Genomic DNA, 25,648 nt, shown 5'->3' with positions numbered 1-25,648 from the left:
TTTCTTTTGCAGCATTTCTAGCTCAGTAAAGTCAGGCTAAGTTACTGTTTTTGCGCCATTCATGCTCTTTTGCACTATGCTTAGATGTCTCGGGATATCAGAGGTTTTATGAAATACATCAGTACCAGAAACAAACATAAGCAGGCATCTTTTTCTGATGCCGTGCTGCAAGGTTTAGCCGATGATGGGGGATTGTATGTTCCGCAGCATTTTCCTCAGTTGTGGGATTCTGAGCTTCCAAATCAGTGGCCGGGCTATACATCTTTTGCTAATCAGGCTTTCTCGCACTTTATGCAGGAAGATTTTTCGTCGGCACAAATCGAGGCATTGACTGCATCGGCTTATCAGGGGTTTTCTACGCCCACGGTGACGCCCGTTGAGTCCTACGGCCGTTATCAGGTACTTGAGTTGTTTCATGGTCCCACGTTAGCGTTTAAAGACATCGCATTGCAGTTTTTAGGTCAGGTCTTTTCTCAGCTGCTTGAGCAAGAACAGCGCTCCATTAGTGTTTTAGCGGCCACATCAGGTGACACTGGCGGAGCGGCCATCGCAGGACTATCAAACTTGAGTCATTGCCAGGTATTTGTGTTGTACCCAGATCAACGGGTTTCTGAGGTTCAGGAGCTGCAGATGACTGCGGGTGTGGCAGACAATATTTTTCCACTCGTTTTGAAAGGCAGCTTCGATGATGCACAAGCCATTGTTAAGCAACTGTTTTCTGATCCCGAGTTTAACCAGCAGGTGGCGTTAGGTGCGGTTAATTCAATTAACTGGTGCCGGATTATGGCGCAAATGATTTATTACTTCTCAGCGGCTTGCCAGGTGAGCCGAGTTGATAATTTGTCTTTTGCCGTGCCGACAGGCAACTTTGGTGATGTATTGGCAGGCTATTATGCGCATCGCAGTGGTTTGCCAGTAAAGCAGTTTATCGTCGCTTGTAATGAGAATGATTTGCTGGCGCGCCTATACACTGATGGTGTTTATGCGCCCGGTCTTTCGCGGGCAACTTTAAGTCCTGCAATGGACATTCAAGTGGCCAGTAATTTTGAACGCTTGTTGTTTGAACTGGCTGATCGAGATTGCGAGTATGTGAATGCCAAGATGAAGCAGCTCGCTGAGCGAGGAGAGTATCGCCTGGAGCCTGAGCTGATGGACCGCTTTCGTGAGTTATTTGTTGTCTACTCTGTTTCTGATGAGCAAACACGAGACAAGATGCGAGAGTTGTCACAATTAGGCTGTCCTGTTGATCCTCATACTGCGGTGGGTCTGGTCGCTGCGGATCATTGCGGCGATGAGAGCACGGTGTGTTTATCGACGGCGCACCCCGTTAAATTTGAAGAAACGCTGGTTGAAGTGTGCCAGTCTCCCATTGAGTTGCCAACGTCCGTTGCTCAATTAAAAAATAAACCTCAGGTTCGATATCCTATCGAAAATGATATTCGACAGGTTAGAGAGTTTATTTTGCAGCATCAAGTATCCGTTTCTTAGATTAAAAACTGAATATCAAATAAATAATATCGTTTGTTTTGCCAATGCATAAGAATGTGCGTTGGCGGTTGAATGGAATAAAGGTAAAAGCATGACTTTAAATCAACGCTCAGTCGTAGCAAAGTTTGGTGGAACAAGTGTTTCGTCTCCAGAATCGTTAGCTAATTTAGTTACTATCGTAGGCGACTATCAGCGACAAAAGAAACAGGTGTTGATCGTTGTGTCTGCACTGAGCGGTGTGTCTAACTTGCTTGAATCTTTGATTCAGGATGAGTCAGAGGTTTCTGTTGATCAGGTGACAGCCGAGTTGCGCGAAAGACATCAGCAGTTGATGACGCCTTTGGGCATTCAAGATGCAACATTAGACGGGTTTATTGAAGATACGCTGCAGCGTTTGCCTGCGCTTTATCATAAGTTTCGTAATCATGTTCATGTTGAGCGTTATTCTGCTATTGCTGACATTATGTCGACAGGAGAGTTGTTGTCATCGCAACTAATTCGTACTTATCTGGAGCAGCAATTAAATCGAGAAGTGATATGGACGGATGCTCGAGAGTGGTTGTTTACCCATGATAATCCAGCAACATCGCTTAGTGATCGGTATTTGAACGCAGAGTGTGAAGTTGCTTATAGCGAAAAGCGCCGTAAGACACTTTCAAGTATGGGAGACGTTGTTATTACCCAGGGATTTATTGCCTGTAACTCTTGTGGTGAAACCGTCATTTTAGGGCGTGGTGGATCGGATACTTCAGCGACCTGTCTGGGAGCACTCATTGGCGCAGAACAAGTGGATATCTGGACAGATGTACCTGGCATGTTTTCGGCAAACCCAAGAGTCATACCTCAAGCACGCCAACTGTTGCAGTTGGAGTACAAAGAAGCGCAAGAAATTGCCTCAACAGGTGCAAAAGTTTTGCATCCGCGTTGTTTAAGAGCAGCGCGAAAAGAAAATATTCCCGTGTTTGTTGGTTCTACTTTTGACCCCGGCAAAGGTGGCACGCTCATCGGTCACTTCTCGCAAAACGATCCACAGGTTAAAGCGATTTCTGTGCGCAGTGGTGTGACTTTGATTTCGATGGAAACTTCGGACATGTGGAGAAAACCTGGCTTTCTTGCTCAGGCGTTTGGTTGCTTTGATGAGTTGGGTCTATCTATTGATCAGGTTTCGACATCCGAAACCAATGTTACCGTCACGCTGGATAAGTTGACTCAGGGCATTGATACTCAAAGAATTGAACAGCTCGTTTCGCGACTAGAGTCATTTTGTCGTGTTTCGATTATTCGCGATTGTGCGGCCGTCAGTATTGTAGGGCGCTCGATTCGTATGTTGTTATCGCAACTGAGTTCTGCGTTTGATGCATTCCAAAACCGTTCGGTGCACATGCTGACTCAAGCGTCTAATGACTTAAACTTTACTTTCGTAATTAACGAAAATGATGCAGCACCATTAGTTGAAAAACTGCATGACTCTTTGATTGCTACGCTCGGTGTGAATGAGCAAATGGGGCACTCTTGGCAACGAATTTTTAATTTAGCCAATAGTGATGACAACCTTAATCGCCAAGAACACTGGTGGTATGAGCAACGTTTGGAATTGATCGACATTGCTCATAAGCAAGGTGCAAGTTATGTTTATTCACTTGCCAAAGTGGAAGCACAAATTAAGCAGGTGCAACAATTGAAGAATATTGATCGCGTGTTCTACGCTATCAAAGCGAATCCTCACAAAGATATTCTTGAGGTCGCTGTCAACTCCGGCATTGGTCTGGAGTGTGTGTCCTGGAATGAAGTGGAATACGTTTTAAACTTGTTCCCAGATCTTGATCGCGAGCGTATTCTTTTTACGCCTAACTTTGCGCCCCGTGAAGAATATGAAGCTGCCATCGAGGCCGGCATTTTCTTAACACTCGATAATCTGTATCCATTACAAAACTGGAAATCACTTTTTGCTGGTCAAAAAGTTTTGTTACGGATCGACCCCGGACAAGGTGAAGGTCATCATCAACATGTAAAAACCGCAGGCAACGAAGCTAAGTTTGGTATTCCACTCAGTAGTCTGGAACAATCACTAGAGTTGATAAAAGAGTTAGAGTTGCAAGTAATCGGTTTGCATTGCCATGTAGGGAGCGGCATTTTAACGTCTGGAAACTGGCAAAAGAATGGTCTTCGGTTGGCACAGCTAGCGCGCCATTTTGCTGACTTAAAATATATTGATTTGGGAGGTGGCTTAGGTATTGTTGAACGACCTCAACAACAACCTCTGGATTTACAAAAAGTTGATGAGTCGTTAGCAACCTTAAAGCAGTCGCTAGAGGGGATCGAATTGTGGATGGAGCCCGGGCGATATATTGTTGCGCAAAGTGGTGTTTTGTTGGCTCGAGTGACGCAAACAAAAGGCAAGCAAGGATCTTTGTATCTTGGAGTTGAGACTGGGATGAATTCTTTGATTCGTCCTGCGTTATACGGTGCTTATCATCCCATTGTTAATTTATCTCGCATTGATCAGGCGGCTACCGAAAAGATGACTGTCGTTGGCCCGATATGTGAGACTGCCGACAAACTGGGGCTGGACCGAATGTTACCCGAATCTTTTGAGGGTGATGTTATGTTGATTGCTAATGCTGGGGCTTATGGAGCGGTGATGTCATCACAATACAATATGAGAGCACCCGCTAAAGAACTGACGTTGTAACTCAGTTAAATCCGTTAGCACCTGCACCTTTAAGGTGCTAACGAAGGACGAACAAAAGGGATGGATACACCCACTTATACCCGTCGCCTTTCAAGGTGCAGCGGTGTTGGATGCGCGCACTCACCCCAATCACTTAATGTATCTAAGCTCAGAGGATTCGCTTGCTGGCCGCCTACCTGCACCACGAAATACTTATGGTATATATGCAATTGATGAGCCTTGGGGCATTAGAATTCGTAATATATTCAAGGCGTATTGAGATATAGCCGTCTATTTACCTCATTTTAACTCTTTTTTTTATAAAACGATGACTTTTATAAAAAATTGATCTAAATTCGTCAGAATAAGCATGGTATAAACAACAGTTATTAATCTTTATTTTATTTAATATCGCTTATTTGAGATAAAAGTGGGCGGTTGTTAATAACTGAATGATTAAAGCTTATTGGTAGTTTGTGGCAGGCGATTGCCGCATGCGTTACCTGTTCCGAAGGACTGGACATTGAGGTTTTGGATCAGTTGTTTGTTCAGTCATACTGGGGGGTAGGAAGTAACGTGGGACAATTAACCAAAGTAGCCTTTGTTTTATTATTCATGGTTGGTGGGCTGAGTGTATCGGCTGCCGACAATCAGGCCATCTATTCATTACAAAAATCATCAGTTGATGGTAACGATGTTTTTCTTAACGGTATGGGGGCAGCCAAAAAGCTGAATGCCGACTACTATATTGCTGCACTTTACTTGCAGACAAAGTCTGGCATTGATACCGATATTATTTTCTTAAATACACCTAAACGTCTCGAAATCAAATTTTTACTTGAGCGAGTATCAGCACGAAGCTTTGGTCGTGAGTTAGCAACAGCGCTCAAAATCAATAATGACCCTTCTGAGTTGGGAGCTTATCGCAGAGAGTTGCGCGAGTTGATTGGACTGTTTCGTGGCATCTATAAACAAGGTGATAAGCTGCAGTTTGATATCATGCCAGGCAAAAGTGTTTCGATTCGTTATAACGGCGATCTATTAGGACGATTCCGCACCAAAGGATTCGATAAAGTTCTAATGAAAGCCTGGTTGGGTCAAAAACCTTCGAGTACCGCGTTTAAAGCTGGGCTTGTTGGCAACAACGATGATGAAACCGCCGTGGCTCTTCTTAAGCGTTACGTAGACTCTTAATTGTATTAGACCTTAATTAATGACTCTGATATTGGCCTTGTGGTTTGAGGCCATAGTGCCATTACTCCAGGTTACTCGCTGTTCGCATGCAGTAATCTAGCCATGCATCTCACTGTCGTTGATGGCATTTTAGACACAACAGAGGCGTTCAATCCAAAAAGTAGTCAATCCTGAGCCCTCCGACAACAGGTCGGAGCTGGCTGCTTGTTAGCGATATTGGGGATTGGGCATTTACAATGCCCGTTCGCACTATTATGCTTCTGCTTTCTGACTTGAAAGCAGTTTTCTTTTTATGATTCATATCAATGACAACTTTGCTGGCGGAAACATCCAGGTATTAGATGCTTCTGATCCTCAGCAGGTTTCTCTTTCTATCCGCAACGACAATCAATCTGAGTTTAAACAGTGGTTTTATTTCAAGGCCTTTGCTGAAGTTGGCCAGCAGGTTAACTTTAGCCTTAAAGATGCTAAAGACTGTGCGTATCCAGAAGGGTGGGAAGGTTATCAGACCCTTTGTAGCTATGACGGCCATGAGTGGTTTCGAATTCCGACAGAATACAAAGACGGCGAGCTTTCTTTTCAACTAGAGTTTGATGCCCCTGCTGCCTTTTTTGCCTATTTTGCTCCTTACACCTACGAGCGCCACATGAATCTGGTGCAGCAGGTTCAGCTACATCCTGAGTGTGAGCATCGGCTTCTGGGCTATACCTTAGATGGTCGCGAAATGAACATGTTGGTACTGGGTAACCAAGAGGCTGACAAAAACATCTGGATCATTGCGCGACAGCACCCTGGCGAGACCATGGCTGAGTGGTTCATAGAGGGAATGTTAGATCGCTTACTTGATAGCGATGATGCTTTGTCGCGAGATATGCTATCTAAAGCGACAATCTATGTTGTGCCAAATATGAACCCTGATGGGTCTGAACGTGGTCACTTGAGAACCAATGCCAAAGGCATCAACCTCAACCGTGAGTGGGACAAAGCCACCATGGAACTCAGCCCAGAAGTTTATCTGGTGCGTGAACAGATGGAAAAACTGGGCGTAGACATGTTTTTTGATGTTCATGGTGATGAAGGGTTGCCCTATAACTTTGTCGCGGGTTCTGAAGGTATTCCTTCTTACAATGAGTCTCTGGCGACTGCAGAAAAGAACTTTATCGAGCGATTTAAAGCAGCGACACCTGAGTTTCAAGATGAATATGGCTACCCGAAAGATGAGCCTGGTAAAGCCGATTTGAGTATTGCGAGCTCGTGGGTAGGCGAAACCTTTAAGTGTCTTTCGTTAACGCTAGAAATGCCCTTTAAAGACAATGCCAATCACCCAGATTTGGAGCGAGGCTGGTCAGCACAGCGCAGTCAATTGTTAGGGCAATCCATGTTGCAGCCAATTTATCAGGCACTGCTAGACACACAATAATCACTTTTGGATGCCGCTGGTTCAGCGGCGACAACCAACATGCTGCGCTCAGCAGCTCAATATGATCGAATAGAAGACCATTATGGAAAAAAGCATCTTAATATTAGGGGCTGGCTTTGTTGCTGGTCCAGCGGTTGAGTACTTAACCCGTAACGAAAACAACCAGATTACCCTTGTTTCACACATCTTGGCCGAAGCAGAAGCCTTGGCAGGTGAGCATCCGCGCATCAAGGCTATGCAGGGTGATGTTAGCGATAAGCAACAGATGGGCGCTTTGGTAGAGCAACATGATTTGGTGATCAGTCTGGTGCCGTATCTCTTCCATGTGGCGATTGCCGAACTATGCATTGAGCATAAAAAGCCAATGATCACCGCTTCTTACGTGAGCCCAGAGATGAAAGCTCTGGATGCAAAAGCGTCAGAAGCAGGTGTGCTGGTGTTAAACGAAATTGGCCTTGATCCGGGTATTGATCACCTGTCGGCGATGAAAATCATTGATGAAGTTCATGCCGAACAGGGTGAAGTGCTCAGCTTTGCCTCCTGGTGCGGCGGATTACCTGCGCCTGAGTGTAATAACAATCCACTTGGTTACAAGTTTGCCTGGGCGCCGCGTGCAGTGCTACTTGCGCTGCTCAATGAAGCACGTTTTTTGAAGTCGGGCGCTATTTCTGACATAGCTCCAGATGCCTTATTGGATAATGTAAACGATGTTTATGTTACCGATGAGTTTGATTTAGAAGGGTATCCTAATCGAGATTCCAGTAACTATCGTGAAGCTTACAATATCCCTGAAGTTCAAAATTTAATTCGCGGTACTTTACGTTATAAGGGCTTTGCAGAGATCTTTAAGGCCGCTCGTGCATTAGGGCTGTTGAGCCTTGAGCCGGTCGAGCCTTCGCAGTTGGAAGGTAAAACCTGGCAACAGTGGTTTGAAGCTCAAGTAGATGCGCTGGACTTTGGTTTTTCTGCTGAAGTGTTAGAAGCGTTAGAGTGGCTGGGCTTCTCGGCTGATGAGCCGCTGCCAGTTGCAAACACCATGCTGGACGTTTTCTGTGCCTTATTGCAGCAAAAGTTGAACTACGAAGCGGATGAGTTCGATATGATCGTGTTGCAGCATAAGTTTGAAGTGAAGAAACAAGATACCGTAGAAAACTTAACTTCGACACTGGTCGTCAAAGGCGAAGCGGGCGGCTTTTCTGCCATGGCAAAGACCGTAGGCTATCCCGTTGCTATTGCCTGTCAATTAGTTCTCGACGGTCAAATAACGGAGTCGGGTGTTAAGATTCCTGTGAGCCCAGTTTTCTATGAGCCGTTGTTGGCTGGGTTAGAAAAAGAGGGGATTATTTGTGAAGAAAAAACTGTGCCAGCTTTTCAGGAGCGCTTTTTTGATTAATGGCCAGCTACATCATTGATTTGAACATTCCTGCTCATGAATGGTTACGACTTTATCGTGGGCAGGCCACTCATCTTCATTGTGTAGCGCGCAGTGGGCAGTCTATTCGAATTGCCGCCAGGCACTTCCAGCCCCATGTTACCCACAATGGAATTAATGGTGTTTTTCGATTAGAAACCGACCAAAACCACCGTTTTATGTCATTAAATAAAATTAGCGGTTAGTTTATGTTGCGGTGCGTCAGCTTGGTTGTGACTATAACTCATTGATATACAACAATATATACGCATCAAAAAAAATGCTTTAAACTGGTCGGACGATTATGAATAATAACGTCAGAAGTAATCTGCTTTGGTGTCGGTGAATTTTGTTTCATTTTCTAAATCTGGCAGATTGTGTATTTGAATTTGTTTTGGTCAATTACAAGCCAAATACATCCATAAAATCAAACGGGGAAGGTAAAAAAAGATGATAAAAAAAGGGCTTAACCAAGGTGCTCATTCCTTATCTCCTCGATGGACCAAGGTCGCAACAGCTGTCACGATTGCACTAACAGCTGCTATGCCGAGCCAGGCCATCGATATTTCTTGGGGAGACTGGGAAGGTAGCTTCGACTCTACATTATCTGCGGGTATCAGTTGGCGTGCCGAAAAAAGAGATTTCAATCTTATCGGTCACACCAAAGATCCTAGCAACGTCGCTTTAGATCCTAACGGCATTCCTTTTGTGCCTTTGCAAAACCGAGTAGGGTCTTACTCAAACAATGGTGACGACGGTAACCTTAACTTTCATCAGTGGGATTCCTTCTCTAAAGTATTCAAAGGCAGCCATGACTTTGGTATGCAGCACTCTAGCGGCTTTGGTTTCTTTGCTCGTGGAACCTGGTTCTACGATGCAGAAATTAAAGACGACGATCGCCGTTTCCGCGCTATCGCAGAAGAGTCAAAAGACATTCAGGGTTCTGATGCCCGTATCTTAGACGCTTATATCTACCATACTTTTGAGTTTGAAGAGTCGGTATTACAATTGCGTTTAGGTGAGCAGGTTATCAACTGGGGTGAGAGTACGTTTATTCAACACAGTATTTCTGAAGCCAACGCCCTTGATGCTACCAAACTGCGTGTTCCTGGTTCTGAGCTGAAAGAAGCCTTTATCCCCGTGCAAACTTTATGGGGCTCTTTTGACCTCACCGAAAATCTAACGTTAGAAGCCTACATTCAGTTTGAGTGGGAGCATGTTCGTTTAGACGAAGCTGGCACTTATTTCTCGACAACTGATTATGCGGGTGAATATCGTGCTAACGAACAGTATATTTCATTGGGCTTTGGTATTCGTCCAGAAGACGACCCTTTCACTAATGATTTCAATCCTTTAACCACAGCTGACGACGAAAGCTTTGGCAATCGTGCTCTACGTCTAGACGATCGTGATGCGCGCGATGATGGTCAGTTTGGTATCAAATTAGGTTGGTATTCGCCAGAGTTAAATGACACTGAGTTTGGCTTTTACTACATCAATTACCATAACCGTCGTCCGGTCATTACGGCGAATGCATATAGCATCGTTCCTGTGGGTGCAGCGAACTACACTGGTGTGACAGGATTCTTCGAATACATCGAAGATATCGAGCTATATGGTATCAGCTTCAATACATCAACCGATAGCGGTCTATCGATTGCTGGTGAGTTATCTTACCGTATCGATGAGCCTCTACAGATTGACGATGTAGAAATTCTATTTAAGACCCTTGAGCCGATTGGTGCGGTACCTCCTGGTACATCGCAGATTGCAGGTTCTCCAAATATGGGCGATGAGATTTCTGGTTACCGCTTGTTCAACAACTTGCAGGGCCAGTTCACATTGACTTCGTTCTTAGGGCCTGGAATGGGTGCTTCTCAGTGGACTGCACTGGTTGAAGTGGGCTTCAACCAGATTGAAGACATGCCAAGTCAGGACGAATTGCGTTTTGAAGCTCCTGGTACTGCTCGTAGCGGTAACGTGGCTCGTGCTGAGTTTGACGCGAACGGCAATCCAACAGGTCTAGAAGGTGTAGAAACCAACGGTTTCGCGGATGATTTCTCTTGGGGTTACCGTGCGGTGTTACGTGCTGAATACCCAGATGCCATCGCAGGATGGAACTTAACACCTCGAATTATATTCCAACATGATGTAAGCGGTAATACACCTGTACCTATTGCTAACTTCATTGAAGGCCGTAAAGCCACGGCGTTGGGTGTAACTGCTGACTACCTGCAGAAGTGGAAATTTGATTTTTCCTATAATATGTTCTCAGGTGGTGGAACTCAAAACTTATTGTCTGACAGAGACTTCGTGGCTCTAACTGGCAGTTATTCATTCTAAGAAGGTTGGTGAAATGAATTTAAAAGTGATGAAAAGTATCGTAGCAGGAGCCATTGCGTTTGCATTAGCCAGTGGCACTGCTGAAGCGAAAATGACGCCTGAAGAAGCGAAACGCTTAGGCGCAGACTTGACGATGACAGGTGCCGAAAAGGCAGGCAATAAAGATGGGACTATCCCTGAGTACACTGGCGGTATTACTCAACCTCCAGCAGGCTACAAAGTAGGTGATCACCACCCTGATCCATTTGCTGACGATAAGCCGTTGTTTACTATTACTGCTCAAAATGCCAAAGAGTATGAGGCCGAGTTGTCTCCTGGCATTATGGCATTGTTTGCCCAGTATCCTGATACCTTCAAAATGCCTGTGTATCAAACTCGCCGTACAGCTTCATACCCAGAGTATGTTTATGAAGCGACACGTAAATACGCGGCAAACGCTGAGTTAGTGCAGGGCGGTAACGGTATTGCGAATATCGCCATTGGTGTTCCTTTCCCAATGCCTAAAAACGGTGTGGAAGCTATCTGGAATCACATCGTACGTTACCGTGGTGAAACCGCACTGCGTGACACTGGACAGGTGACTCCGACTCGTAGTGGTGATTACACCGTTGTTAAGTTCCGTGACGAGCTAGACCAGATCTATACTCGTGAAGGTATGACGCCTGAAGAGTTGGCCGAAGGTAACATGTTGTTCTTGTTCAAACAGTGGGTTAAATCACCTTCGCGTTTGGCTGGTACTGCATTGTTGGTTCACGAAACTCTGGATCAGGTGAAAAAACCTCGTCAAGCTTGGACTTACAACACTGGACAGCGTCGTGTTCGTCGTGCTCCTAACGTAGCTTATGATGCTCCGGGTACAGCGGCTGATGGTCTGAGAACTACTGATGACTTCGATATGTTTAACGGTGCTCCTAATCGTTACAACTGGAAGTTGATCGGCAAAAAAGAGATGTATGTACCATACAATAACTATCGTTTGCACTCAGACAGCTTAACCTATGATGACATTGTAAAACCTGGTCATATCAACCCTGATTTGGCACGTTGGGAAAAACACCGTGTTTGGGTTGTTGAGGCATCATTGAAAGATGATACACGTCATGTTTATAAGAAGCGTGTATTCTACTTGGATGAAGATAGCTGGCAGGCGCTGGTAACTGACATCTATGATAACTCTGACAATTTATGGCGCGTAGGTTTTGCTTATGCAATAAATTACTATGAAGTTCCAACTTTGTGGTCTACTCTCGATGTAATTCACGACTTAAAAGCGGGTCGTTATATTGCCATCGGTCTGGATAACGAAGACAACATGTATAACTTCGATATCAAGCGCACAGCAAAAGACTTTACGCCTGCGGCGTTACGTCGAGCTGGACGTCGATAATCAGAGCATTGATCTGATATAAAGGCCGGTTTATGCCGGCCTTTTTTTAACCTTCAAGAAAATTTACACTTATAACTAGTTGGGATTTACGGGGACACAATGGTTAAGAAAGTCACTTTGTTGTTATTAGGACTCACTGCCTTGGTTGCGAGTTCGGTTTGGGCCGAAGACGCGGTAATTGCGCGCAAAGCAGCACAATCGTTAGTGCTAGGCATTGAAGCTCTCTCTGATAATCGCTTGGTGGCGGTTGGTGAGCGCGGGCATGTATTGGTGTCCGAAGATCAAGGTAAGAGTTGGAAGCAGGTTCCAAGTCCTACCCAAGCTACTTTAACAGCCGTTACTTTTGTAAATGACAAAGTGGGCTATGCCGTAGGGCATGAACAAGTAATTATTAAAACCACTGATGGCGGTAACAGTTGGCAGCTTCAGTATCACCAAGAGCAAGATTTAGATTATCCAGCGTTGCTGGATGTTTGGTTCCATGACGAGAACCATGGTGTTGCCACTGGCGCTTATGGATTGTATCTAATGACAGAAGATGGAGGCAAAACCTGGGAGTTCGTTCCTTTAGATGATTTGGAAGATCCTGAGTTTGGTTTACCTCACTTCTATAGTTTTGATTTTGATAAGAAGAATAAGCGTTTATACATGGCTGGAGAGATTGGCTCGATCGCAGTGTCTGAAGATCTGGGCAAGTCATGGAAAGCACTTCCTTCGCCTTACGAAGGTTCTTTCTTTCGCGTTAAGGTGACAGAAGCAGGTACTGTCCATGCGATGGGATTACGCGGGAATTTGTTCCGCTCAGCCGATGGTGGCCAAACTTGGAAAGAAATTGATACTGGTTCTACGGCGTCTATCAATGATGTCGTTAATGTCACAGCGACCAAGCTGGTTTATGTGTGCAGTGATGGGGTGATCTTAGTGAGTAATAATGATGGATTGAGTGTCGTCAAACATCAAAGAAAAGATCGTTCAGCACTATCGTCAGCCGTTAAAGTTGATGATTTTAAAGTTGTCCTGGGCGGAGAGAAAGGTCTCTTCAATGCCGACGACAACGGTCTGTCTAACCCATAACCGCATTTTAGGAGTTTGAGTCAAATGCAGCAATCTACGCTCAATCAATTTATTGCTAATACCTTATTTAAAAATCGCGGTGTGGTGTTGTTTATCTTTGCCGCTATTACCGTGACGATGGTGTACTTTGCATCGCAGTTAAAAGTCGATGCCAGCTTCGAGAAAAACATCCCCCTGGAACATGAATACATGCAGACTTACCTGAAGTATCAGGATCAGTTTGGTGGGGCTAACCGCATTTTAATGGCGCTAGAAGATACGTCCGGTGATATTTTTAATCCGGAGTTCTTTGATGCTTTAAACGAAGCAACAATAAGAATCAACGCTATTTCGGCGATAAACCAGCCTTTGGTGTCATCACTCTTCACGCCGAATACTCGATATGTCGAAGTGGTAGAAGATGGTTTGACGGGCGGTCCTGTTATACCAGCAGACTTTTCTAAGACTCAGGAGTCTCTAGAAAAAGTTCGCCAGAATGTGATCAAAGGGGGCTTTGTTGGTCGCCTGGTGTCTAATGATTTTTCTTCGGCGATGGTGTCTGGCGAGTTGTTCTCTGTTGATCCAACGACCAAAGAGAAAACTGACTTTATTAAAGTCGCCAAAGAACTTGAACAGATCCGCAGCGATATTGAAGAACAGTTCCCTAATATCAAAGTGCATGTGATTGGTTTTTCCAAGATGATTGGAGACATCAGCGACGGCGCTGAAGGCGTTCTCACCTTCTTTGCTGTAGCGGTTTTGATCACGGCTATTTTGGTTTATATGTACTCTCACAGCTTGCAGTTGTCGGTATTACCTCTGCTGACTTCCATCGTGGCGGTTTTCTGGCAATTGGGACTCCTTACCATACTCGGCTTTGGTATTGATCCTATGTCGATACTGGTGCCGTTTTTGGTCTTCGCCATCGGGGTCAGTCATGGCGTACAGATGATTAATGCGGTCGGTAAGAATGTATCGGAAGGGTCGACTGCGATTGATGCAGCTTGTGCAGCCTGCTGTCGTTTGTTTATCCCTGGCATGATTGCGTTGCTCAGTGACACCGTTGGTTTCTTAACCCTGTTACTGATCAAAATCGATATCATTAAAGAGTTGGCAATCACTGCCAGTATCGGTGTCGCGGTTATTATTTTAACCAATCTTATTCTTCTCCCAATCTTGTTATCTTATGCGCGTTTTGACGAGAAGTTTGCTAAGAAGGTTGAGTCTGGTGCCCATCGCCAAGATAAGTTGTGGCGTAAGCTGGCCAGCTTTGCTCAACCAGGTCCTGCAAAAGTCACCATCCTTATCGCGGTTGTACTGGCTGTTTTAGGTAGTTTTTACGCCAGCAATATGAAAATCGGTGACTTGCATGCAGGCGCGCCAGCGCTACGACAAGAGTCGGTTTATAATCGAGATACGGCATTTATTACCGAACGTTTTTCTATCAGTACGGATGTTATATCGGTCATGGTAGAAACTAAGAAAGACGGTTGTACCGACTTCAACGTCATGAAAGCCATCGATGATTTCCAGTGGCATCTACATAATTTGCCTGGTGTGCAATCCACGATTAGTTTGAGCTCGGTATCAAAAATTCTTAATCGCGGCTTTTTTGAAGGTAACCTTAAGTGGGGAATCTTGCCTCGTGAAGAAGCAACGCTTGCTCAGTCGATACGCTACATTGAAACCTCGCAAGGACTGTTTGATAAAGATTGTGAGTTGATGCCGATTATCGTGTTTACCAATGATCATAAAGCCGAAACGATTAACGAAGTGGTTACCGCCGTTAAAAATTATATTGCGGCAAATCCTAACGAAGAAGTGAAGTTCAAGTTAGCGCTAGGTCCAGTAGGTGTTATGGCAGCTACCAACGAAGCGGTAGAAGCAGCCCAGTATCCAATGCTAATAGGGGTTTATCTGGCTGTTATCTTGCTTTGCTTGATCAGCTTCCGCTCGATTCGTTCAACCTTATGTATCGTTATCCCGTTAGCTCTGGTGTCCGTTTTGGCTCAAGCGTTAATGACCTGGTTAGAAATTGGTTTGACCGTTGCTACTTTGCCCGTTATTGCACTGGGTGTAGGAGTTGGTGTTGACTACGGTATTTATATCTTCTCGCGAATGCTCGACTTTATTCGTGATGGAGACTCGCTTCAGGATGCTTTCTACAAGACATTGAACCTGACGGGTAACGCTGTATTCTTTACTGGTTTAACATTAGCTATCGGTGTGAGCACCTGGTTGTTCTCTGCACTTCAGTTCCAGGCCGATATGGGTATTCTGTTAACCTTTATGTTCCTCTTTAACATGCTAGGAGCGGTTATTTTGTTACCTGCTCTGGCGTCTTTCCTTTACCGTCGGTAGACCAAATAACACGGGCAGTGGTTGGGCCACTGCTCCGTGTGTCTAAATTAATGCAAAAACAGTTATTTACCTGATGCGGTTTGCACATTAATAGCCTAAAATTACAGCCTATATACATTAAACACTCTACACAGCCTTGCTGCATAAAAAATTAAAGGAAGGATAAGCTTCTATGGCGCGCTCCGTCGAAGAGCATCAACCCGTATTGCTCGAAAATGTAATCAAACTTATTAATAGTAAATTTGAGCCTGCTCAGGCCGAAACCGTGAGTGACTTTGCCCGTTTTTTCTACGGCAGTATCTCTGCTGAAGATTTAAACGAGCGAGCCGCTAGCGATCTTTACGCGTCGGTTTTGAGCTTATGGAACTTCTTACAGTCCTCTTCGGAGGAACCTGTACTGGTTCGGGTATTTAATCCTGATTTTGAATCTCATGGTTGGCGTTCAAGCCATACCGTCATCGAATTAGTTCATCCAGATATGTCATTTCTGGTTGATTCGGTGCGTATGGAGTTGCACCGACTTGGGCTGGGCATTCATCTTCATATTCATCTACCCATGGCGATTAGCCGTAGTGAAGATGGATTGATCAGTTCGGTGGCGATACCTTCTGACGAAAAAACCACTAACGTTGTTACTCCAATGTACCTCGAAGTGGATCGTCAAACTGATGCCGAAGAGTTGGCAAAGATACAGCAGAATTTGGAGCGTATTCTAAATGATGTGCGTGTCTCTGTCTCTGACTGGGAGCCAATGAAAGAGCAACTCTCTCGCGTCATCGATAATGTGGAGTCAACCAAAGGGGCGATTGCCCAAGACAAACTGGATGAAACCTTAGAGTTCCTTAAGTGGATTTCTGGCAATCACTTTACCATGTTGGCTTATGCTTCTTATGATTTGGTTGAGCGTGACTCTCATCATTATCTAGTGCCAAACAATGACTCTTGTTTAGGTCTTGCTCGGTTAGATGACTGGGAACCAAGAGAATACTCGTTATCTGAACTGCCTGGTGGAGCGCGACGCTTAATTCTGGATAATGGAAACTTACTGGTACTTACTAAACTAAGCGCGATTAGTACAGTGCATCGTCCTGCTCATATTGATTACATTGGTATCAAGCGATTGGACGACAAAGGCAATGTGATTGGTGAAGATCGCTTCCTCGGTCTTTATACTTCTGCCGCATACAATGTGAACCCCATGTCGATTCCAGTACTGCGTCAGAAACTTCAGGCCGTATTGGACTGTTCTGGTTTGGCTAATGGCAGCCATGACAGTAAAGTACTCAGAAACATTCTTGAAACTTACCCCAGAGATGAATTGTTCCAGATCAGTATTCACGATCTGCTTGGAACGGCGATGGGTGTTTTGCATATCAAAGAGCGTTCATTAATTCGTCTTTTTGTACGCCGTGATCCTTACGGGCGTTTCTTCTCTTGTCTTGTGTATGTTCCTCGAGAGATTTATAACACCAAGCTGCGCTTGAAGTTCACTGATATTCTGGCAGAAACTCTGGGTGCTGAAGGTGAGATTAAGTTTACGACGACTTTCTCTGAATCGATCCTGTCGCGCATTCACTTTACTGTACCAGTAAAAAATGCCGAAGATATAGAATATGATTTGCAAGCGGTTGAGTATGAACTGCAAGAAGCCTCTCGTTCGTGGGAAGACAACCTTAAAGATGCACTAAAAACAGAGTTTGGTGAAGCACAGGGATTGTCATTATCGCGTCAGTACGGCGAAGCCTTCCCATCAGGGTATAAAGATGAAACCCTGCCGCAAACGGCGGTTCTTGATGTCACTCACATGGAAAAGCTAACACCAAAAAATGGCTTAAGCATGCTGCTGTATCGTCCACAAGAAGACTCTGACGGCATCTTGAAGTTTAAGTTATTCCATCGTGAACAACCAACGCCTTTATCAGAAGTATTGCCTATGTTAGAAAACATGGGCTTACAGGTACTTGGTGAAACACCGCATCGTATTGATCTGAAAAACCGTGTATCACGTTGGATCATGGACTTCAGTATGATGCACTCTTCTGGCCGCGACTTGGTGTTAGAAGATGTTAAAGCTAAATTCCAGGAAGCATTCTATAAAATCTGGGCAGGCCGAGCAGAAAACGACGGCTTCAATCGACTGGTTTTAGGTGCTGGTTTAGACTGGCGTGAAACCTCTATCCTACGTGCGTATGCAAAATACCTGTGGCAAATTGGCTTCACCTTTTCGCAAAGTTATATCGAAGAGACATTAGCTCGTTATCCTGACATTGCTCGTAACTTGGTTAAATACTTTTCGCTTAAGTTTGATCCCGCCATTGAGCGTGACGAAAAAGCGGTCCAAGAAGTTCGTGAGCAATTAACAGAAGCCTTTGATCAGGTCAGTAACCTGGATGAAGATAAAATCCTTAATCGTTATTTGACGGTTATTGATGCGACCATCCGTACCAACTTCTATCAGCTTGATAATGATGGTGAGATCAAAGACTACATCTCACTGAAGTTGAAGCCAGAGTTAATTCCTGAAATTCCGCTACCAGTACCCATGTTCGAAATTTTCGTCTATTCGCCTCGCGTAGAAGGCGTTCACTTGCGTGGCGGTAAGGTCGCACGAGGGGGCTTGCGTTGGTCAGATCGTCGTGAAGATTTCCGAACTGAAATTTTAGGTCTTGTTAAAGCGCAACAAGTTAAAAACACCGTGATTGTTCCTGTGGGTTCTAAAGGTGGCTTTGTGTGTAAAAAGCTGCCAACAACTGGCGGTCGCGAAGCCTTTATTAATGAAGGCGTTGCCTGTTACAAGATCTTTATTCAAAGTTTATTGGATGTAACGGATAACTATGTTGAAGGTGAAGTCGTCCCACCAACGAACGTAGTACGTTACGATGAAGAAGATCCTTACCTTGTTGTTGCAGCGGATAAGGGAACTGCAACTTTCTCTGATATTGCTAACGGTATTTCACAAGACTACGGCTTCTGGTTAGGCGATGCCTTTGCCTCTGGCGGTAGTGTGGGTTACGACCATAAGAAAATGGGAATTACCGCCCGTGGCGCCTGGGAAAGTGTTAAACGCCACTTTATGGAAATGAACCACGATACTCAAACCACCGACTTTACTGTTGTGGGTGTGGGTGATATGGCCGGAGATGTATTTGGTAACGGTATGTTGTTGTCCAAACACATTCGGTTGTTAGCCGCGTTTAACCACATGCATATCTTTATTGATCCTAATCCTGACTCAGCAACCAGTTATGTTGAGCGAGATCGCCTATTTAAATTACCGGGTTCAACCTGGAAAGATTATAACCCTGAGCTGATTTCAAAAGGCGGTGGTGTTTTCGAACGTTCAGCAAAATCGATTATCCTGTCTCCTGAGATGAAGAAAATGCTGGGTGTCAGAAAATCCAGCATGTCTCCGAATGAACTGATTAACTGTTTGCTTAAAGCTGAGTTCGATCTGTTATGGAATGGCGGTATTGGTACTTATGTCAAAGCATCATCAGAGCGCCACTCTGAGGTTGGCGATCGTGCCAATGACGGTCTGCGTGTTAACGGCGGTGAGTTACGTTGTAAAGTGGTTGGCGAAGGTGGCAACCTTGGCCTGACTCAGTTAGGTCGTATCGAATACATGCGTAATGGTGGCCGTTGTAACACCGACTTTATCGATAATGCGGGCGGTGTTAACTGTTCGGATCACGAAGTTAATATTAAGATCCTGCTGAACCAGTTGGTCGATAATGGTGACATGACTGGCAAGCAACGTGATCAGCTATTCCTTGAGATGACTGATGAAGTAGCGCAGGTGGTGCTTGACGAAAATTATCTGCAAGCACAATCCATCAGTGTTACCGAAAATCGCGCAGCCTATATGGTCAAAGAGCAAATGCGCTTTATTCATGCCCTTGAGCGTGAAGGTCGATTGAATCGGGCACTGGAGTTTTTGCCGTCCGATGAAGAAATGCTCGAACGTATTGCGCAGAGCGAAGGGCTAACTCGCGTTGAGCTGGCAGTATTGCTGGCTTACGGCAAGATGGAGCTAAAAGAATCTCTACTCAGCAAAGAGATTACAGATGAGCCCTATTACGAAAATGAACTGATCAACTACTTCCCACCTCAGTTGCGAACGGATTATGTGGATGCTATTAAACAGCACCCACTGCGAGCAGAAATTATTGCTACCGTACTAGCGAACGAAATGGTGGATTATCTGGGCAGTAACTTTGTCTATCGTATTATTGATGAGACAGGTGCAACGCCATCAGATGTGGCTATTTGCTTTACGTTAGCGAAAGAAATCTTTGCGATGCCTGAGCTATGGAGCGAGATCAAAGCTCTGGATCATAAAGTCCCTGCAGAAGCCCAGGTGCACATGTTGTATCAAACTCAACGTATGGTGCGTCGTTGTACTCGCTGGTTCCTACGTCATCGTCGTAAAAATCTGGCGATTGCCGATGGTATCCAATACTTTAAAGAGGGGGTTTCTGAGCTTCAAGACTTGGTCTCTACCGCGTTAGAAGAAAACGAACTCAAAGGGCTTGAAGCAAGCATCGATAAGATGGAAGGGCAAGGCGCTCCCCGTGAGCTTGCTGCCAGAGTGACCTATCTGAGTACCATGTTCTCGGCACTGGATATTGTTGAAATGTCGAAAATGACGGGCATGCCTATTCAGATGGTTGCTGAGGTTTACTACAAGTTGGGTGCTGAGTTGGAATTGCACTGGTTCCTGGATCAGATCGTACTGCAACCGGTTGATAATCACTGGCAAGCATTTGCTCGTGCATCTTTCCGCGAAGAGTTGGATTGGCAGCAGCGTAGCTTAACAGTAGCGGTATTGCAGTTGACGCATCAAACTGCTTCGGCGGATGAACGCATCTCGGCCTGGTTAGAACACAATCAGATATTGCTCGACCGCTGGCGCCAGATGGTGGCTGATTTCCGTAGTAGTTCAAGCCATGAGTTTGCTAAATTCTCTGTCGCTTTAAGAGAGTTGCTGATTCTGGTACAGAATTGCATACGTGCTGCCGCCGTCGCCCAAGAAGGAGAGATGGTCGACACGGCTCCCGAAAAGAAAAAGAGCAAAAAGAAAAAGGCTGGATAGCCTAATCTTTGACGTTTGAAACAAAAAGCCGTTCTTACTATTAGAGCGGCTTTTTTATGGGCGTAAGTTAAAGAAAATACTTGCGCCATGAGTGTTATACCCGTCGGCTTTCAAGTTGCAGGGGTGTTGGCTGCGCGCACTCACCCCAATCACTTAGTCTATCTAAGCTCAGGGGATTCGCTTGCTGGCCGCCTACCTGCACTTTGAAATACTTTGGGTATACCCGTCGCCTTTCAAGTTGCAGCGCTGCGCGCACTCACCCCAATCACTTAGTGTATCTAAGCTCAGGGGATTCGCTTGCTGGCCGCCTACCTGCACCTTGAAATGCTTTGGGTATATATTCATTTACAAAATAGGGCAGAGCTGTATTGAGTTTTTCATTACAATCGGTCATAACAAAAATAAAATGGGGAAAAATCATGAAGATGAAAGTATCTGCCTTAGCGTTGGTGGTGACAGGCGCTTTGTTAGCGGGGTGTGCAAACCAGCCAGAGAGTGCGGCACCAAAAGCCAGCGAAAATAAAACGGCTGTTGCTGAGCAAAACGAGTCAGCGAAAGCGAACAAAATGTTTGATGATGCCTTTATGGCTCGTGTGATGCGCAGTCCGATGTTTCAAGGATACCTTGGTATCAAGAAAGACCAAGACAAGTGGGACGATATTTCTGATGCCAATGCAAAAAAAGAACTGGCAATTACCAAGCAACAGTTAGCTGATTTAAAGAAGATCGATTACGACAAACTGGATACTCAAACCAAGCTTAGCTACGACCTGGCAAAACAAAGCATGGAAGATGAAATTGCTGATTTTAAGTGGCGTTTTCATGATTATCCTCTGAATCAAATGGGCGGTTTACACAGCCAAATTCCTGCCTTTTTAATTAACCAACATCCCATTAGTAATGTTGAAGATGCAAAAGCGTATATCAGTCGTTTGCATGGAGTACCCAAGCTGTTTGAACAGCTCAAGGTTGGTCTTGATATCCGCACAGAAAAAGGCATCATGGCGCCTAAGTTTACCTATAAGTATGTGATCAGCGACAGCAAAAACATTCTTAAAGGCGAGCCCTTTGATGAGGGTGAAGACAGTACTATCTGGGCGGACTTTAAGTCGAAAGTCGATAAGCTCGATATCGATAAAAAACAAAAAAATGCGCTCCTGTACGATGCCAAACAAGCAATGGTAAGTAGCGTTAAACCAGCGTACAACGATCTGATTGCTTATGTTGAAACATTAGCATCAAAAGCGGATGCTCGAGACGGTGCCTGGAAACTTCCGCAGGGTGCAGCGTTTTATAACAATGCACTTCAGCGAACCACTACTACTGAGTTAACCGCTGATGAAATTCATCAGATAGGTCTTGAGGAAGTCGCTCGAATTCATGATGAGATGCGCCAGATCATGAAGAAAACTGGCTTTAAGGGAACGCTGCAAGAGTTCTTTAAATTCATGCGTCATGATAAGCAGTTCTATTATCCAACAACGGAAGAAGGACGCACGGCTTATTTGAACGAAGCCACGGCGATGATTGACAACATGAAGTCTCGATTGGATGAGTTGTTTATCGTTAAGCCCAAGGCGGATCTTTTGGTTAAGCGCGTTGAAGCCTTCCGCGAAAAGTCGGTGGGTAAGGCTTTCTATCAGCCTCCATCAATGGATGGCTCACGTCCTGGTCTTTATTATGCCAACCTGTTTGATATGGCCGACATGCCAACTTATCAAATGGAAGCACTGGCCTATCATGAAGGGATCCCTGGTCACCACATGCAGATTGCCATCGCGCAGGAGCTAGAAGGTCTTCCAATGTTCCGAAAGTTTGGTCGTTATACTGCCTATACCGAAGGCTGGGGTTTGTACAGTGAGTACATTCCTAAAGAAATGGGGTTATATGAAGATCCCTATTCTGATTTTGGTCGATTGGCGATGGAGTTATGGCGCGCCTGCCGACTGGTTGTCGATACTGGTATTCATGCCAAACAGTGGACTCGTGAGCAAGCGATTAACTATCAGTTAGAGAATACGCCGAACTCTAAAACCGATACGGTTAAAGCGATTGAACGTTACATTTTGTGGCCTTCTCAAGCCACTGCCTACAAAATTGGCATGCTAAAAATACTTGAGCTGCGTGAGCAGGCAAAACAGAAGATGGGATCAAAGTTTGATATTCGCGAGTTCCATGACGTGGTACTTAAAAATGGACCAGTACCTTTAACGGTACTGGAAAGCAAAGTGAAAGCTTACATTCAAAGTAAGTAGCTTTAGCGATGCCCAAAGCATGCCTTGGTCTGCAAGGCATGCTTTTTTTATGCCTGGAATTTATCGATAAGAGTGACTGCGTCATATTGTTGCCATGATTGGGCTCATCTCTTCCATATTTGATCACCTAAGTGGACGCTCTTGTTTGGCTTAATAAGTCTTAGAGAATACAAACAGGAGCAAAGACGATGAAAGGCTTTATTGATAACAGTGATGCGCTAACTCAAGATCCAGAGGCATTTGAATATTATTTCAAGCTGGTAGAGCAGGACAAAGGAGGTGATTATTCTGAGCGGGAGCTATGGGATTATTTTCGAGCAAATTGCGAGATGATTACCGACTTAAACTATCAAAGGCTCCCCGGCTAAGCCAGAGAGCCTGAGAGTATTACTGCAAGCGAGCTGCGCCATCAAGGCGTACAACACTTCCATTCATCATCTGATTTTCGAAGATAGTGCTAACCATTGAGGCAAATTCTTCGGGCTGACCAAAGCGCGAGGGGAAGGGGACGCTGGCATAAAGGGCTTGACGGATTTCATCAGAAACACCGTCCATCATTTGAGTTTCGAACATACCAGGCGCAATCGCCATAACGCGAATACCAGAGCGAGCAAACTCTCGTGCCAGAGGCAGAACCATCCCAACGATGGCTGATTTCGTTGCTGAGTAAGCAGCCTGACCTAACTGGCCTTCGTAGGCTGCAATGGATGCTGTATGAACGATAACACCACGTTCTTGATTATCGGGTTCGTTGTTTTGCATGTGGCGAGCGGCTGCTCGTGTTAACAGAAAAGAACCGACCAGATTGATATCTACGACGCGTTGAAAAAACTCAGCAGGCATAGGGCCTTTTTTTCCTAGCACACGGCCATTACCCAAAACACCCGCACAGCCAACGGCCAGATTAATGCCGCCCATGTTAGCCGCAGCTTCATCTGCCGCATTATCAACGGCTTGTTCGTTGCTGATATCGGTTTGAATGAAAAAGGCATTATCGCCCAGTTCTTTCGCAAACGCTTCGCCTTGCTCCGCGTTGATATCTAGGATGGCAGCTTTACCGCCTGCAGCCACAATGTGTTTTACTACGGCTGCGCCGAGACCGGATGCTCCGCCGCTAACAATGGCTTTGGCATTTGCAAGTTTCATAGTTTCTTTCCTCAAATCTGGAACGGCTCATATTATCGCAATCAGCTAATGGCCTGATAAAGTGTTCGAAGTGAACGGTAATGTTGGTGTATTTTAAAGATTTGTCGTCAGGTTTTAAACGCTTTGTTGTCGAAACAATCGACCTTAGACCTGTTGGGTCTAGGTCGATTTAGCGGGATACAACTCTGGTAAACTGGTTTCGTCAGTGGTCGGGTCATCTGGACGCAGATCGGCTTCGATCTCCGCTAACCATTTTTCTAATTTGGCGCTGTCTTGCCAGCTGTCTTGCTGATTGCTGTACAAAGATTTCTCCAGTCTTTCTAGACTGTCGCGGATCTCGGTGTTACTCAGCTTTTGCGCCATGGCAGCCAGACTTGCATGTTTGTCTGATTGGGTTTCTCGCAACCACTGCAATAAGGCATTGTAGATATTTTTTTGATCTTTTGAGCGGCAAGCTTTGCGTAATCTAAATGCCGGGCTTGAACCTGTGAAGGGTTTTTTGCTGTCTTTTTTAGTTGCTTCTGATGATGCGGGCAGCAGACGACGAATATAAACCAGAGACATTAACCAGAGCAGGGCAAAAACCGCTGTGCTGATCTTCCACCATAAAGCCTGCTCTCCAGATACCTGAATCACCGGTGATGGCTGAGCGCTTTGAGTACTGGGGGTGAGTTGTTGCTCTGGATTCGGCTCAACGTGAATCTTCTGTGCTTGAACTTCGGCCATCTCATAAGATTGGGTTTCAGTATTAAACCAACGAACTTTGATCGAAGGCAGGCTAATTTCTCCGGCCTTGGTAGGCACGACAGCAATTTTTTCTACGCGCTGACCAACAATGTTTTCGGTGCTGTATTGGCGCTGTTTTTGCGGGATATCAGGATACCATTTGAGTCCTTCTACATCGGGCAATTCTAATTCAGGTAGCTGGTTTTCACTGAGTCCTGTACCCGTTAAAGTCAATGTCCACGTTGAAGGCTCACCTACAACGATAGGCCCCATCGCTGGCAGGTGTCCACTCAATTTAAGTTCTTTTGCTGGAAGCCAGGCGCCTTGGTTTGTCGTGGGAATCGGTTTTACATTTACTGTAATCGGTTCAGAAGAAATTCTAACAGGGCGCAGACGACCAAGTACTCGGCCATAGCCAGAGAAGCCTCGGCTGGCAACGGGGATATCGGCACTGAACACTAATTCTGGAATAACGATGTCACCACTTTTTTGTGGAAAGATGGCGTACTTTCGCTCGAGAATGTCGTAGTTGCGGCCATTAAGGATCGATGAATATTTAATATCATCGCCAACCTTTTCAATAATAGCGTCGTCAATATCTGGCTCTGTTAGCTTTGCGTATTGAGTCTGTGTTCCCAGATACAATTTAATGGTCAAAATAAGTTGTTGTTGTACGTAAATGCTTTGATGATCCACTTCTGTTTTTAGCAACAGACTTTTCTGTTTATCGTCTTCAGAAAATGAGTTACTGGCCTTTTTAACTGACAGAGAGATGGGCTGAGTTTTGTGACTGCCAATAGGAATAGGAGGGATAGTGTAGTCACCACTTCTTTGAGCCAGCAACTGTACTTTCCATCCTTTGTTGATGTTGGATACACCATTAATATTGGTTGAGCGATGAAAATTAGAGGTGCTCAATACGACCAGACCTTCAGGGATTACGGTCAGATCTGGTGATTCATCGGTATATTCATCCACCTGAATTCGTAGCGAAAAGGTTTCTTTTTCTCTAATGTCACTTCGATCCAGCGTCGCCGTCACTGCGGCTTGCGCGAGTTGCGTGACTAATAGAAGCATAATAGGAACTAAATAGCGTTTCAT

General features: G+C 45.0%; 15 protein-coding genes. 13 read left to right on the top strand and 2 right to left on the bottom strand.

The genetic code is table 11. From position 1 onward, the window contains the following. The first annotated feature begins 108 nt into the window (after window positions 1-108). The 13 genes from thrC (at window position 109) to NH399_RS01595 (ending at window position 23,043) form a co-directional block, all read left to right on the top strand. Window positions 109-1,488: a threonine synthase gene (gene thrC, locus NH399_RS01655; RefSeq protein WP_253036671.1), complete on the top strand. Its 1,380-nt coding sequence runs from the start codon at window positions 109-111 to the stop codon at window positions 1,486-1,488. A gap of 91 nt (window positions 1,489-1,579) precedes the next feature. Continuing rightward, window positions 1,580-4,180 (top strand): bifunctional aspartate kinase/diaminopimelate decarboxylase, encoded by a 2,601-nt coding sequence (locus NH399_RS01650; RefSeq protein ID WP_253036670.1) that lies wholly within the window; start codon window positions 1,580-1,582, stop codon window positions 4,178-4,180. A gap of 555 nt (window positions 4,181-4,735) precedes the next feature. Next, window positions 4,736-5,353, top strand: a complete 618-nt coding sequence (locus NH399_RS01645; RefSeq protein ID WP_253036669.1) for a chalcone isomerase family protein — start codon at window positions 4,736-4,738, stop codon at window positions 5,351-5,353. A 292-nt stretch (window positions 5,354-5,645) separates the two neighbouring features. Beyond that, a complete protein-coding gene (locus NH399_RS01640) occupies window positions 5,646-6,773 on the top strand; it encodes a M14-type cytosolic carboxypeptidase (protein ID WP_253036668.1) in 1,128 nt (375 codons plus the stop codon). A gap of 82 nt (window positions 6,774-6,855) precedes the next feature. Then, window positions 6,856-8,166: a saccharopine dehydrogenase C-terminal domain-containing protein gene (locus NH399_RS01635; RefSeq protein ID WP_253036667.1), complete on the top strand. Its 1,311-nt coding sequence runs from the start codon at window positions 6,856-6,858 to the stop codon at window positions 8,164-8,166. Beyond that, window positions 8,166-8,390: a DUF2835 domain-containing protein gene (locus NH399_RS01630; protein ID WP_253036666.1), complete on the top strand. Its 225-nt coding sequence runs from the start codon at window positions 8,166-8,168 to the stop codon at window positions 8,388-8,390. Before NH399_RS01635 ends, NH399_RS01630 begins: the two co-directional genes overlap by 1 nt. A 244-nt stretch (window positions 8,391-8,634) precedes the next feature. Next, window positions 8,635-10,527 (top strand): DUF1302 domain-containing protein, encoded by a 1,893-nt coding sequence (locus NH399_RS01625; protein WP_253036665.1) that lies wholly within the window; start codon window positions 8,635-8,637, stop codon window positions 10,525-10,527. A gap of 13 nt (window positions 10,528-10,540) precedes the next feature. Continuing rightward, complete coding sequence (locus NH399_RS01620) at window positions 10,541-11,914, top strand: DUF1329 domain-containing protein (RefSeq protein WP_253036664.1); 1,374 nt, start codon at window positions 10,541-10,543, stop codon at window positions 11,912-11,914. Window positions 11,915-12,013: 99 nt separating this feature from the next. Further along, a complete protein-coding gene (locus tag NH399_RS01615; RefSeq protein ID WP_253036663.1) occupies window positions 12,014-12,988 on the top strand; it encodes a YCF48-related protein in 975 nt (324 codons plus the stop codon). Between the two features lie 24 nt (window positions 12,989-13,012). After that, complete coding sequence (locus NH399_RS01610; protein ID WP_253036662.1) at window positions 13,013-15,328, top strand: RND family transporter; 2,316 nt, start codon at window positions 13,013-13,015, stop codon at window positions 15,326-15,328. Between the two features lie 172 nt (window positions 15,329-15,500). Then, window positions 15,501-20,420: an NAD-glutamate dehydrogenase gene (locus NH399_RS01605; protein ID WP_253036661.1), complete on the top strand. Its 4,920-nt coding sequence runs from the start codon at window positions 15,501-15,503 to the stop codon at window positions 20,418-20,420. Window positions 20,421-20,839: 419 nt separating this feature from the next. Then, entirely contained in the window at window positions 20,840-22,675 is a 1,836-nt protein-coding gene (locus tag NH399_RS01600; protein ID WP_253036660.1) for a DUF885 family protein, read from the top strand. A 188-nt stretch (window positions 22,676-22,863) separates the two neighbouring features. Further along, window positions 22,864-23,043 (top strand): hypothetical protein, encoded by a 180-nt coding sequence (locus NH399_RS01595; protein WP_253036659.1) that lies wholly within the window; start codon window positions 22,864-22,866, stop codon window positions 23,041-23,043. A 19-nt stretch (window positions 23,044-23,062) separates the two neighbouring features. On the opposite strand, the gene NH399_RS01590 is transcribed toward NH399_RS01595, so the two are convergent. Next, window positions 23,063-23,821 (bottom strand): SDR family NAD(P)-dependent oxidoreductase, encoded by a 759-nt coding sequence (locus tag NH399_RS01590; protein ID WP_253036658.1) that lies wholly within the window; start codon window positions 23,819-23,821, stop codon window positions 23,063-23,065. 159 nt (window positions 23,822-23,980) lie between these two features. Beyond that, window positions 23,981-25,648, bottom strand: a complete 1,668-nt coding sequence (locus NH399_RS01585) for a BatD family protein (RefSeq protein WP_253036657.1) — start codon at window positions 25,646-25,648, stop codon at window positions 23,981-23,983.

The organism is Pleionea sp. CnH1-48 (assembly GCF_024124665.1).
Classification (GTDB): Bacteria; Pseudomonadota; Gammaproteobacteria; order Enterobacterales; family Kangiellaceae; genus JAMXSB01.
Note: the sequence above shows the minus strand (reverse complement) of the source record. Positions and strands in the feature narration are given on the sequence as shown.